Origin of the sequence: Pseudomonas sp. K5002, assembly GCF_013386655.1 — a bacterium.
In the GTDB taxonomy this organism is placed as follows: domain Bacteria; phylum Pseudomonadota; class Gammaproteobacteria; order Pseudomonadales; family Pseudomonadaceae; genus Aquipseudomonas.
On sequence record NZ_JACARK010000260.1, the window covers coordinates 1 to 12161 of the forward strand.

At 61.9% G+C, this 12161-nt stretch carries 11 protein-coding genes; 7 read left to right on the top strand and 4 right to left on the bottom strand.

The window, feature by feature from the left end:
- On the bottom strand, positions 1–153 hold a 153-nt coding region (locus HX846_RS13650; RefSeq protein WP_178965550.1), incomplete at its 3' end, for a LysR family transcriptional regulator.
- A gap of 124 nt (positions 154–277) precedes the next feature.
- On the opposite strand from HX846_RS13650, the gene HX846_RS13655 reads away from it, so the two are divergent.
- Positions 278–919, top strand: a complete 642-nt coding sequence (locus HX846_RS13655) for an FMN-dependent NADH-azoreductase (RefSeq protein WP_087693121.1) — start codon at positions 278–280, stop codon at positions 917–919.
- Between the two features lies 1 nt (position 920).
- Entirely contained in the window at positions 921–1226 is a 306-nt protein-coding gene (locus HX846_RS13660) for a multidrug efflux SMR transporter (protein ID WP_102367994.1), read from the top strand.
- On the opposite strand, the gene HX846_RS13665 is transcribed toward HX846_RS13660, so the two are convergent.
- Positions 1219–2115 carry a DMT family transporter gene (locus HX846_RS13665; protein ID WP_087693122.1) on the bottom strand — a complete coding sequence of 299 codons (897 nt, stop codon included), beginning with the start codon at positions 2113–2115 and terminating at the stop codon, positions 1219–1221. The genes HX846_RS13660 and HX846_RS13665 overlap by 8 nt on opposite strands.
- Positions 2116–2212: 97 nt before the next feature.
- Here HX846_RS13665 and HX846_RS13670 point away from each other — a divergent pair, with 97 nt between their 5' ends.
- The 3 genes from HX846_RS13670 (at position 2213) to HX846_RS13680 (ending at position 4585) form a co-directional block, all read left to right on the top strand.
- On the top strand, positions 2213–3007 hold the full coding sequence (locus HX846_RS13670) for a helix-turn-helix transcriptional regulator (RefSeq protein WP_177080380.1): 795 nt from the start codon (positions 2213–2215) through the stop codon (positions 3005–3007).
- A 63-nt stretch (positions 3008–3070) separates the two neighbouring features.
- Positions 3071–3385: a PsiF family protein gene (locus tag HX846_RS13675; protein ID WP_177123382.1), complete on the top strand. Its 315-nt coding sequence runs from the start codon at positions 3071–3073 to the stop codon at positions 3383–3385.
- A gap of 186 nt (positions 3386–3571) precedes the next feature.
- Positions 3572–4585 carry an AI-2E family transporter gene (locus HX846_RS13680; RefSeq protein WP_003217402.1) on the top strand — a complete coding sequence of 338 codons (1014 nt, stop codon included), beginning with the start codon at positions 3572–3574 and terminating at the stop codon, positions 4583–4585.
- A 134-nt stretch (positions 4586–4719) separates the two neighbouring features.
- Here HX846_RS13680 and HX846_RS13685 read toward each other — a convergent pair whose 3' ends face one another.
- Positions 4720–5988, bottom strand: coding sequence for an Hsp70 family protein (locus HX846_RS13685; protein WP_017478383.1), 1269 nt, complete (start codon positions 5986–5988; stop codon positions 4720–4722).
- Between the two features lie 288 nt (positions 5989–6276).
- On the opposite strand from HX846_RS13685, the gene HX846_RS13690 reads away from it, so the two are divergent.
- Positions 6277–7224: a DnaJ C-terminal domain-containing protein gene (locus HX846_RS13690; protein ID WP_008439071.1), complete on the top strand. Its 948-nt coding sequence runs from the start codon at positions 6277–6279 to the stop codon at positions 7222–7224.
- A gap of 2 nt (positions 7225–7226) precedes the next feature.
- A complete protein-coding gene (locus HX846_RS13695; RefSeq protein WP_003217397.1) occupies positions 7227–7535 on the top strand; it encodes a chaperone modulator CbpM in 309 nt (102 codons plus the stop codon).
- A 5-nt stretch (positions 7536–7540) separates the two neighbouring features.
- Here the strand turns inward: HX846_RS13695 and HX846_RS13700 are convergent.
- Positions 7541–12161: NEL-type E3 ubiquitin ligase domain-containing protein (locus HX846_RS13700; RefSeq protein ID WP_178965551.1), on the bottom strand; the 4621-nt coding region annotated here is incomplete at its 5' end.

The following is a 12161-nucleotide window of genomic DNA, read 5'->3' on the forward strand; positions in this document are numbered from 1 at the left end:
GAGCCAGGTTTCCAGCGAGCGAATCTGATGGGACACCGCCGTCGGCGTGACCGACAACTCCTGGGCGGCGGCCTTGAAGCTCAACAGGCGCGAGGCCGATTCAAAGGCGCGCAGGGCGGTCAGGGGCAGCGAAGCAAACATGTGTGGCTCCATGGATGAATTCAGTTCATCCAAAACAACTATTGCTCATTTGTGAGGGTGGCCGCTCGGCTCTAGATTTAAGCGCAACAGGGGCAGCCATTCAGGTTGCCTGAGTCTAGCGTGTGAAGGCCTACAGATGAAAAAAATGCTTGCGATCCATTCCAGTCCCCGCGGCGAACGTTCCCACTCCCGGCGCCTTGCCGAGGTGTTCCTGGCCGCCTGGCACACCGCCAATCCCGACGCGCAACTGACCCGCCGCGAAGTGGGCCGGGCGTCTATCCCCCACGTCAGCGAAGCGTTCATTGCCGCCAGCTTCCACCCGGAGCCGCAGGCGATGCCGTTGTCCATGCACGCCGATTTGCAACTGAGCAATGAGCTGGTAGCCGAGCTCGTCGAGCACGAACTGCTGGTGATTTCCGTACCGATGTACAACTTCGGGATTCCCAGCGGCCTCAAGGCCTGGATCGACCAGATCGTGCGCATGGGCCATACCGTGGACATCACCCAGGACAGCCAGGGTATCGCCCAGTACCAGCCGTTATTGTTGGGCAAAAAGGCCTTGATCATCACCAGTCGCGGCGGCAGCGGCTTTGGCCCGGGCGGGGAAAACGAGGCGATGAACCACGCCGATCCGCACCTGCGGACCGCGTTGGGGTTCATCGGTATTGAAGACGTCACGGTGATCGCCGCAGAAGGCGAAGAGTCCGACCCGAGCGTTTTCCGCCGTTCCTGCGATGCAGTCGAAGGGCAACTGCGCGACCTGGCCGGGAGCTTCTGAAGTGTCGTGGCTTTTCCTGCTGATCGCCGCCGGCTTTGAGGTGACCTTCGCCATGGGCATGAAGTACGCCGATGGTTTCACCCGGCTGTGGCCATCGCTGGTCACCGTCATCGCGGCCGTGGGCGGGATCTACTTCCTGACCCTGGCCATGCGTGAGTTGCCGGTGAGCGTGGCCTACCCGATCTGGACCGCCATCGGCTCACTGGGCACGGTGTTTCTCGGTTTCGCGTTGCTGGGGGAGAGCCTGACGCTGATCAAGCTGGTGTCGGTGGGCTTGATCGTCGCCGGTGTGGTGGGGCTCAAGTAGCTTCCTGCGCGCTGACATTGCTGCGAACCGGCGTCGTCCAGCGCTCCGACAAAATCACCCCGCCCAGGGTCAGCAAGCCGCCCACCAGGTGATACATCGCCAGCTGCTCTTTCAACACCACTGCGGCAATCAACGCGGTGATCAGCGGCAGCAGGTTGAAAAACAGCGTGGTGCGGCTTGGGCCGAGGGTCTTCACCGAATGCATCCAGGCCAGCGGCGCGAGCATCGAGGCCAGCAGGCAGGCGTACAGCACCAGCGGGATATTCGACCAGCCAAGGCCGGCCTTGTCGGAGAGCAGGAACAGCGGAAACAACACCACCACCGCCACCAGCACCTGCAGGTACAGCAACACCAGTGGCGGCAAGCGCAGCTGCCATTTTTTCAGCAGGGTGCTGTAGACCGCGTAGGCGAGGGTGGCCACCAGCATCATCGCGTCACCCATATTCAGCCCGTGTTGCAGCAGGGCGCTGAGACTACCGGCGGAAACCACCACTACCACGCCGGCAAACGACAGCACGGCACCGGTCAGGGCGCCGAAGGTCAGGCGCTGGCCAAGGCTGATGATTGCGGCGGTGAGAGCCATCAGTGGCATCAGCGAGAGGATAATGCCCATGTTGGTGGCCGAGGTCAGGTTCGCGGCGTAATACGCCAGGCTCTGGTACACCGCCATGCCCAGCACGCCGAGGATGAAGATCTTGCCCAGGTTGGGACGAATCAGCGGCCAGTTGGCGATGACGGGTTTGAGCATGAACGGGGTAAACAGCAGGCCGGCCAGCAGCCAGCGGTAAAAACCGATCTCGGCAGGGAAAATCGTCCCCACCGCGAGTTTGTTGACCACGGTATTGCCGGCCCAGATAAAAATGGCCAGTAACGGATAAGCGTATTGCATCGAAAAGAACCAGTTGCGTCTATGAGCGGTGATTATCCTTTGTCTGGATCGAAGCCTATACTTCGATCCAGCCATCCGACCTTTGTATCCAGACAACATGCTCAAGAAGTACATCAACCTTCCCGATTTTGACCAGTTGCCGGCCCCGGTGTATTTCCGTTATTCGGAATTCGAGGCTGACACCCATGCCAGTGCGCACCAGCATGCCTGGGGTTCCCTGGACTACTCGGCCCGTGGCGTGATGCGCTTTGAAGTGGCCGGCAGTCGCTTTATGTCGCCGCCGCAATATGCGGTATGGATCCCACCCAACACCCAGCACAGTTCCTACAACGCCCAGGCGATCGTCTACCGCTCGGTATATCTGGCGCCCGCCTTGTGCGAGCAATTGCCGGCGCAGCCGTGCACCCTGACCATCAGCGATATCCTCAAGGCGATCCTCAGTGATTTCGCCGAGCGTGATGTCAACATTCCCGAGAACGAAGCCGACGTGCGCCTGGCCCAGGTGCTGGTAGACCAACTCAGGCAGGCGCCGGTGCACGATTGTTTCCTGCCGTATGCCAGCCATCCCGGGTTGCTCAGTGTGCTGGAGGGCATGCAGGCCGACCCTGGCGATAACCGCGCGCTGGCCCAGTGGGCGCAGCAGGTGCATGTCAGTGAGCGCACCCTGGCGCGGCTATTTGTGCGTGAGCTTGGGATGAGCTTCGGCGAATGGCGCCAACGCCTGCGGTTCCTGGCGTCGATCGAGGCGCTGGACAGCGCGCGCAGTGTCCAGGAAGTTGCGTTTGACCTGGGCTACAGCACGGCCTCGGCGTTTATCGCGATGTTCCAGCGCCAGGCCGGCTGCACGCCGGAGCAGTATCGCCGGACCCATATACGCGGCAGGAAGGTGTAACAGGGTTTGACTACACTGCTGGGGAGGCCGTGCCCCTCGGCACGGTAACAGGGAGAAAACTCCATGAAGATGCTGCGTATTCCGCTGTTGATGATGAGCCTGCTGCTGTGTTCCCAAGGCTTTGCCGCGACTGCCGCACAGACGGCTCAGCAACAAAAAATGACCACCTGCAACGCCGAAGCCAAGACCAGTGGCAAGACCGGTGATGATCGCAAGGCGTTCATGAGCAACTGCCTCAAGGCGGCCCCGGCGGCCAACGACGCCAAGACCCTGACCCCACAGCAACAGAAGATGAAAGATTGCAACGCCACCGCGAAAACCCAGGCGCTGACCGGCGATGCGCGTAAAACCTTTATGAGCACCTGCCTGAAGAAATAATGATGCAGAACTCTGTGGGCGCTGGCTTGCCTAAGATTGCGACCTGACAGTCGATGCCTTTGTTGGCTGACCCACCGCCATCGCAGGCAAGCCAGCTCCCACATCGGACCGCGTTTAGACTTCTCGCTTGATTCACCCAACGCTGGCAGACTGCCCATCCTTTAACGCCGTTCGTTTTGAGGCTGTATGCCAACGTTTTCTCAGCGTCACGTGTTGTTGTTGGTCAGTTGCGTGCTGATTTTTGGCGGGCTGCTGCTGGTTTTGCCATTGAAGTTGCTGCCGAGCCTGCTGGCCGGGCTGCTGGTGTATGAGCTGGTCAACATGCTCACCCCGCAGTTGCAGCGGTTGATCGAAGGCCGGCGTGCGCGCTGGTTGGCGGTAGCCTTGCTGGGAACCTTGATCGTCAGCATCCTGACCCTGATCTTCGCCGGGGCCATCAGCTTCCTGCTGCACGAAGCGGAAAACCCCGGGGCCTCCCTGGATAAGTTCATGGGCGTGGTCGATCGTGCCCGCGGCCAGTTGCCGCCGTTCCTCGACGCCTACCTGCCGGCCAGCGCCGCCGAGTTCCGCGTGGCCATCGGCGAATGGCTGAGCAAACACCTCAGCGAACTGCAACTGGTGGGCAAAGACGCCGCGCACATGTTCGTGACCTTGTTGATCGGCATGGTGCTGGGGGCGATCATCGCCCTGCAACGGGTGCCGGACCTGACCAAGCGCAAACCCCTGGCGGCAGCGCTGTTTGATCGCCTGCACCTGCTGGTCCAGGCCTTTCGCAACATCGTTTTCGCGCAGATCAAGATCGCCGCGCTGAACACCGCATTCACCGCGATCTTCCTCGCGGTGGTGCTGCCGTTGTGCGGGATCCACCTGCCGCTGACCAAGACCCTGATCGTGCTGACGTTCCTGCTGGGCCTGCTGCCGGTGATCGGCAACCTGATGTCCAACACCCTGATCACCATCGTGGCCTTGTCGCTGTCGATCTGGGTGGCGGTGGCGGCGTTGGGCTACCTGATCGTGATCCACAAGGTCGAGTACTTCCTCAACGCGCGGATTGTCGGTGGGCAGATCAGTGCCAAGTCGTGGGAATTGTTGTTGGCGATGCTGGTGTTCGAAGCCGCGTTCGGCCTGCCGGGGGTGGTGGCGGGGCCGATTTATTATGCGTACTTGAAGAGTGAGTTGAAGCTGGCGGGGATGGTTTAGGCATTGATGTTGCCTGGACTGGCCCCTTCGCGAGCAAGCCCGCTCCCACATTTGACCGAGTTCCAACTTTGGAATGCAGCCGAATGTGGGAGCGGGCTTGCTCGCGAAGGGCGCGCCACGGTTTCAGCTAAAACTCAGTAGCCGTAGCGCTTGCTGGCCTCAATCGCCAGACCACTGCCAATACTGCCAAAGATGTTCCCTTCCACATGCTGCGCATTCGGCAGCATCGCCGAGATGCTGTGGCGCAGCGCCGGAATCCCGCTGGAACCCCCGGTAAAGAACACCGTGTCCACCTGGGCCACGTCCACCGAGGCGTCGTTGAGCAGTTGCGTCACCGCATTGCGCACCCGCTCCAGCAAGCCATCGATGGCCGACTCGAACAACGCCCGGCTCAATTCCACGCTCAACCCCGGCTCGACCCGGTCCAGCAGCACATGGCGGCTGTCCTGTTGGGTCAGCTGGATCTTGGTTTCTTCCACTTCCATCGCCAGCCAGTGCCCGGCGCGCTGCTCGATCAGGTTGAACAGGCGGTCGATGCCACCCGTGTCCTCGATGTCGTAGCGCATGCTGCCCAGCGCCAGCTTGGATTTCTGCGAGTACACCGAGTTGATGGTGTGCCAGGTCGCCAGGTTCATGTGGTGGCTGGTGGGCATATAAGCGCCGCTCTTCATGCGGCTGCCGTAGCCGAACAGCGGCATCATGCCGGCCAGCGAGAGCTGCTTGTCGAAGTCGGTACCGCCGATGTGCACACCGCCGGTGGCGAGGATGTCGTCGTGGCGGTTGTCGATCTGGCGGCGCTCGGGCGACAGGCGCACCAGGGAGAAGTCGGAGGTACCCCCGCCGATGTCGACAATCAGCACCAGCTCTTCTTTCTCGATGGTGGACTCGTAGTCGAAGGCCGCGGCAATCGGTTCGTACTGGAACGAGATGTCCTTGAAGCCGATCTTGCGGGCCACGTCCACCAGGGTGTTCTCGGCTTCCTGGTCGGCCATCGGGTCGTCGTCGACGAAAAATACCGGACGGCCCAGCACCACTTCGTCGAACTCACGCCCGGCGGTGGTCTCGGCGCGGCTCTTGAGTTGGCCGATAAACAGCGCCAGCAGGTCGGTGAACGGCATGGCCGTGCCCAATACACTGGTGTCGTGCTTGATCAGCTTGGAACCCAGCAGGCTCTTGAGCGAGCGCATCAGCCGGCCTTCGTAGTTTTCCAGGTATTCGTGCAGGGCCAGGCGACCGTACACCGGGCGGCGCTCTTCGAAGTTGAAGAACACCACCGACGGCAGCGTGATCTTGTCGTCCTCCAGCGCGATAAGCGTTTCCATGCCGGGACGAATCCAGCCGACGGTGGAGTTGGACGTGCCGAAGTCGATACCGCAGGCACGGGCTGGGGATGGGTTTTTCATGTCAATCGGGTTCCGGTTGAAAAACGGCCGCGCAGTGTATGCCACCCGCGTGCAGATGCGTAGGCCGACTATCCGCTAAATACAACGCACTTGTTACCTTGAAAGCCCGGCCTTTGCCCCCAAATCCTCCCCATACGGTTGGTGGCTGCAGGATTCTGCCCGCAGCGCCGATAAACTTCTGACGCACCCTTCGGTCACAAGATTGAGATCGGTCAATCCAGACGCCGCAAACAGGCGCATGCTGTGACGCTGGCAGTGCGATATCGATAATGGATGGTGATGCCCCCGATGGACTTCAAAGACTATTACAAGATTCTCGGTGTAGAACCCACCGCTGACGACAAGGCGATCAAGGCCGCCTATCGCAAGCTGGCGCGCAAATATCACCCGGACGTGAGCAAGGAAAAGGACGCTGAAGCCAAGTTCAAGGACGCGTCCGAAGCCTATGAAGCGCTGAAAAGTGCCGACAAGCGCGCCGAATACGACGATCTGCGCAAATACGGCCAGCATGGCCAGCCGTTCCAGGGCCCGCCAGGCTGGCAGAGCCGTGGTGGCTATGGCGGCGGTGGCCAGGACACCGGCGACTTCTCGGACTTCTTCAGCTCGATCTTCGGTTCGCGCGGCAATGGTTTTGGTGGTGCCCAGGGCCGCAGTGCCGGGCGTCGAGGGCAAGATGTGGAAATGGAACTGCCGGTCTTCCTCGAAGAGACCCTGTCCAACGAGTCCAAGCAGGTCAACTTCCAGGTGCCGCAATACAACGCGGCCGGCCAGCACGTCAGCAACACCACCAAGAGCCTGAACGTGAAGATCCCGGCCGGTGTGGCCGACGGCGAGCGCATCCGCCTCAAGGGCCAGGGCGCGCCGGGGATTGGCGGTGGTGCCAATGGTGATCTGTACTTGATCATCAAGTTCGCGCCACACCCTAAATTCGATGTGGAAGGTGAGAACCTGATCATCACCCTGCCACTGGCCCCGTGGGAGCTGGCGTTGGGCACGGAAGTGGCGGTGCCGACCCTCACCGGCAAGATCAACCTCAAGGTGCCGGCCGGCAGCCAGAACGGCCAGCGCATGCGCGCCAAGGGCCATGGCTTGTTGAACAAGGCCGGGCAGCGCGGTTACCTGTTTGTGCAACTCAAGGCGGTGATGCCGAAAAACACCGACGACGAGGTCAAGGCGTTGTGGCAGGAACTGGCACAAAAAGCCGCCTTCGATCCAAGAGAATCATGGAGTAGCTAACGATGAGCAGTCCCCGTTTGGTTCAAGTGAACATGGCAGAATTCTGTGAGGCCACCGACCTGTCGGTGGCCTACGTGATCGAAATCGTCGAGCACGGCATCGTTGAACCGGTGGGGACCAGTCCCGAGTCCTGGCGCTTCACCGATTATGAACTGGCCTTGGCCAAGCGCGCCTCGGCGCTGCAAAAGGACCTGGAGCTGGAATGGGAAGGCGTCGCCCTGGCGCTCGACCTGCTGGAGGAAGTCCAGCAACTGCGGGCCGAGAACCAGATGCTCAAGCAACGGCTGGGGCGGTTGGTGCAAACGCCCTGAATCCATCAGGTGATGCTGCAGCGCGCCTTGCACGGCACCCAGTCGCGCAGGGTCAGCGAGCGAATCAGTTGCGCCTCGTCCACGGCCAGTTGCAGTTGCACATTTTCAGCCTGGGTTGCGTAGGCCTCATCACTGAGGGCGCCCGCATCGTGTTCCTCGGATAACGCATTCAAGCGCACGTCATGGGGCTCCCTCAGGACTCTGAACTCATCGTCATAATGGTTGCGAATAAAGGCCTGCCAGAATTCGCGGCCCAGCAGCGACTGTACGAGCTTCTTGGAGTTGTCCAGTTTTTCTATTGTGATGGCGGCATTATTCAGGATCTGCGGCGCTACCTGTCCCGTTGCGAGGTAGCGGGCATCGTTGGGCTGACCGGGCAGGCCGAGGCGGCGGGCCAGGCCCATGCGATAGGCCAGGCGAATTTCAATATCTTCCAGTTTTTCCAGGGCGGCGACTTTTTGTTCAGGGGTCATGGTCGACGTGCGAATCATGCCTTCTCGAACCCGAATGTCTGCGCTGGCTAATTTTTCCACCTCGTCCAGGCGAAAAAGACCTTTGGCCAACGTGTAGAGTGCCGGTCCCGCCTCGCCATCGGCGGCATAGCGCGTGGCTTGCCACGTCAGCACCTTGGTCTCCATGTCACTGAACACCAGGGCCGACCGATCGCCGCAGCGCGGGTCACCCGCCAGGTTGAACAGCTCTTCCCGCAAGCCATCGTCCCGGGCCGCATAGAGCAATTGCCACAGGCGCGATTGCAGGTCGGTATAGCGGCTGCGGTACTCCGCCGATTCTTTGAGGTTGTCGAGGATGTCGAGGAAGATCTGCGAACCGGGTTTCTCGGCAATCGACTCCCACAGGCTGCGTCGTACGTCGATTTCCTCGGGTGACAGACCATCCATCCAGTGCTGGTATGCCGGCTCCGGTGTGTCGTCCACGATCTGTTCTTGAGGCGCGTGAACCTCGACTGTAGCGGGCTGTGGCGCCCGATAACGCATCGCGCCGGGCTGCCGGCCCGCTGCTGCCTCGCGGTGGAGCAAGGTTGCATTGCTCCAATACTCGACCAACTGCCTGCGGGCTTCGGTGCTCAGCGGGTTGCCGTCGATAAAGGTGACGTTGTTGACGTAGATGAATGCCTCGGCCTCCTCGGGCAGCGGGTTGACCAGGGACTCGGGCAACTGCGTGATGCGGTTCTGCGCCAGGTTAACGATGTCCAACGCCTGATGTGGCCCCAAGCCCTGCGGCCACTCGGTGATCCCGGTGTTTTTCAAATTCACCCTACGCAGGTTCGGCAGGGTTGCGAAGTTGGGGGTACGCGCCAGGGGGTTGCGGCTCAGATTGATGATCTTGAGTGAGGTGAGCCCCTCCAGCAGATCCACGTCGGCCTCGCTCAGGGAAAGTTGGTTGCTCCTGAGGTCCAGGCGGGTAAGCCGAGTCATCCGGGCAACGCTGGGCGGGATTGAACGCAACTCTCCGTACGACAGGTCGAGCCAACGGGTGTGACTGAAGTGGCCGAGAAACTCATCCAGGCCGTATACGGATTGCATGTCCTGAAGCTTGATTGACCCAACGTGGCTGAAATCTGCTTCCAGCGCAGGCAAGTCGCCGACTCTCAAGCCGAGTGCTTCAAGGGTGTAGCCGGCGGGAGAACCATCTTGGGCCAGCACTTTGGGAGTCATGCGCCGCCAGCACGCCTTGAGGTCTCGAGCGAATTGCTGGCGATGGTTGGCATCCCCTGCACGCAGGTTTTCGCTGTCGGCAGCCACCAGGAACCGTTGTGTGGCCCAGGCGTTCAGTTGGGTGCTCAAGGTTTGCCACTCGCCTTCCAGGCGCGTCAGTTCAGCCGGCGCCCCGTCGCCTGCGTGCAATACGAATTGCTCGTTTTCCTCCTCGCTGTAGCCGGGAAACAGGTCCCTTATCCGCCGCATTTCGTCGGTGTGGCTCAAGGGTACTTCGAAGGCGCCAGGCTGGCCGCCGTTGCGCCAGCCCGGGCGAGTTTGTGCCAGGCGAGCGATGTACGCCCGCATCTGCTGATTGGCTTGTGGGGTGAATGGGTTGTCACGCAGGCGGGTCATGCGGTTGAGACGGATGCTGGCTTCCACTTTTTCGGGGGCTGGGTTGAGCAGGCTGTCGGGCACCGCGCTCAGGTGATTGCCGGACAGGTCGACTTCTCTCAGCTCCGGCAGTTCCAGCAGGCCTGCGGGCCACTGATTGATCCGGGTGTCACGCAGCTCCAGCTTTCGCAGTCGTAGCAGCGGGCTGAAATCCGGCAGGGTGCCCAAGGGGTTGTCGTTCAGGCACAGTTCTTCCAGGCGGCTCAGGCCGGCCAGTTGGCCGGCGCTGATTTCGCTCAGGCGGATGGCATTTTTCGACAGGTCCAGGTGCGTCAGCGCCTTTATGGCCGTGATTGCTTCGGGCAGTTCGGTCAGCGTGTGGCGTCCGATACCGCCGACTTGTTTGAGGGTCAAACGTTTCAGATTGGGGAAGTTGCCAAGGAACTGCCCGGGGCCGTCGCTGAAGCTCACGTAGTCGAGAACCAACTCCTCGACATGGCCAAAATCGGCGTTGAGTTTGGGCAGGTTCACCTGGGCGCTGATTTCCAGTCGGCGCCCGGTGTAGGCCCCGGCACGATCCACGGTCTGTCGGCGCCAGCAATCTCTCAACGCATCGGCCACTGACTGCTCCCGGCCTCCCGGGTTTACCTCAAATGGACGCCGGCTCGTATCTTCTCGGGCACTGCGATTCACCCAGTCCTTGAGTGCGCGTTTGAGGGCGGCGTATTGGTCTTCCCGGCGCGTCAACTCAGTGCGCGCATCGCTCCCGAGGGTCTCGATGAAGGCTGTGGCCTGCTCGTCGCTGAACCCCGGATACAGCTTGCGCACCCGCGTATGGGTGCTGCGCAATTGAGTGAGTTTGTGCAGCGGGGAGCCGCCCCGCAGGCGCAGGTCTCCTGCCAAGGGTTTGCGCAGCAGCGGGTATTCCAGCAGCACCGAGCGCAGCTCGTCCCGGGCCAATGGCGTTTGTCGCACCCGCTGCTTCAGGGTGCCGGCGTCCCGTGCGGCTTCGCCAAGTGCTCGACGCTGGCCCTGTTCAAGGCGTGCCAGAACGGCGCCATACAGGTCGGTGGCGCCGAACGCTCCGTCGTCACCCATCGCCAGCACCAACGGCAGTGCGTCGGCCTCTGGGCCGACGGCGTCGATCAGTGGCCCCTGTTCGCTGCACAAGCGGATTTCCACCCGCAGGCTCGGGTCCCAACCCGGCAAGCTGGGCAGGGTATGCAGGGCCAAGCGCAGGCTGTCCTGGCTCTGCAGGGTGTCGAGGAACAAGCCTTCATAGGCCCGCGCAATGCGCACTTGCTGCTGGCTTTCGCGCGCCAGGGCGGTGAGCCTTGGTGACAACTGCTGATGGCCACTCAGCGCAGTTAAATCCGCGTCCGTGGCGGTTTCCAGCAACTGCCTGGCAACCTCCGCCGGCAGGCCGGAAAACCTGTCCATGAGCTGCTGTACCGGGGGCGAGCGGTTCAGGTTATGGGCGCGATAATCCGCGTCGAACAGCGAGGTCCGACTGTCCCGGGCGGCCTGGGCAACTTCCCGGCGCCACAGCATCGTCTGTTCGTCCAGCACCCGGGGAGTCGGGTCGAGGACCGCCGGATAGGTCAAGCCTCGGTGCGCCACCACGCGCTCGGTGATCGCCGGGTCGGCCAGCGCATAATCCAGCGGGTCGTCACTGCCCATCTTCTCGATAAACGTCTCGATCCGCTGATGGATGCCAAAGCGCGCCAGGCTGTCGCTCAACAGGGCGGGCGGCGGTTGCAGGTCCACATGCAGTTGGCGCAGTTGATCGGCGCGAGTGCCACTGGCCAGGCGTGCCTGTTCCAGTTGTGCGTCGCTCAAGCCCCGGGTGCGACAACCCAGGCGGCGCATCAGCGCCGGGCCGTCCCAGGTCAGTGGTTCTTCGCCTTCATGCAGCCAGGCACCTGCGCCGTTATGCGCCACCTGCGGGGCATAAGCGTCGGAGCGTGTGGGGTGTTGTATGCGATAGGTGTCGCCGTCGGGCTCGGGTTTGACGGCATACAGTTGATCGTCGAGGGGCAGCAGCGGCTGCTGGTCGTGGCTGTGCAAGCCCAGGTCATCAAACGTGGCGTCCTTGGGCAATACGACGGGGCTGCGATAAGGCGTAAGGTCCGGCTTCCATAGCCGTAGCTCGCCACCTGGCAAACGAACCGGCTTGAGCCCTTGTACCAACGCGGGTGTAGGCGGTGCAGCGAGCTTTTGCAGGCCTTTCCCCGCGCCGGCCAGCAGCGCCATGGCGGCCAGGTTTTGGGCGACGTCGAACCAGTGCGCCTTGGCCGTATCACGGTCGCCTTCGCCCCAGTCGATCACACCTTCGAAGGTTTCGTAGAGCAATTGGCCCGCCATGGCGGCCAGCATGATTTCGCCGAGCACCGGGACGAACGCCAGTCCCAGGCCGAGCACAGTAGCGCCGGCCTCCAGCCAACGGGCGATTTTTTGCGCGCGCACCCGGGCGTCGACATCGGCGGTGGGCACTGCCTGGTCGCGCGCATCGCCGAGGGCCTTGTCGCGGCCATGCTCAAACAGGTTGGCCCACAGGTCGACGTTGTCAGCCCAC

Bases quoted from the DNA above. Each gene is read 5' to 3' on its own strand.
- HX846_RS13670 (WP_177080380.1), top strand. From the start codon at position 2,213: ATGCTCAAGAAGTACATCAACCTTCCCGATTTTGACCAGTTGCCGGCC.
- HX846_RS13655 (WP_087693121.1), top strand. From the start codon at position 278: ATGAAAAAAATGCTTGCGATCCATTCCAGTCCCCGCGGCGAACGTTCC.
- HX846_RS13695 (WP_003217397.1), top strand. From the start codon at position 7,227: ATGAGCAGTCCCCGTTTGGTTCAAGTGAACATGGCAGAATTCTGTGAG.
- HX846_RS13675 (WP_177123382.1), top strand. From the start codon at position 3,071: ATGAAGATGCTGCGTATTCCGCTGTTGATGATGAGCCTGCTGCTGTGT.
- HX846_RS13685 (WP_017478383.1), bottom strand. From the start codon at position 5,988: ATGAAAAACCCATCCCCAGCCCGTGCCTGCGGTATCGACTTCGGCACG.
- HX846_RS13665 (WP_087693122.1), bottom strand. From the start codon at position 2,115: ATGCAATACGCTTATCCGTTACTGGCCATTTTTATCTGGGCCGGCAAT.
- HX846_RS13690 (WP_008439071.1), top strand. From the start codon at position 6,277: ATGGACTTCAAAGACTATTACAAGATTCTCGGTGTAGAACCCACCGCT.
- HX846_RS13680 (WP_003217402.1), top strand. From the start codon at position 3,572: ATGCCAACGTTTTCTCAGCGTCACGTGTTGTTGTTGGTCAGTTGCGTG.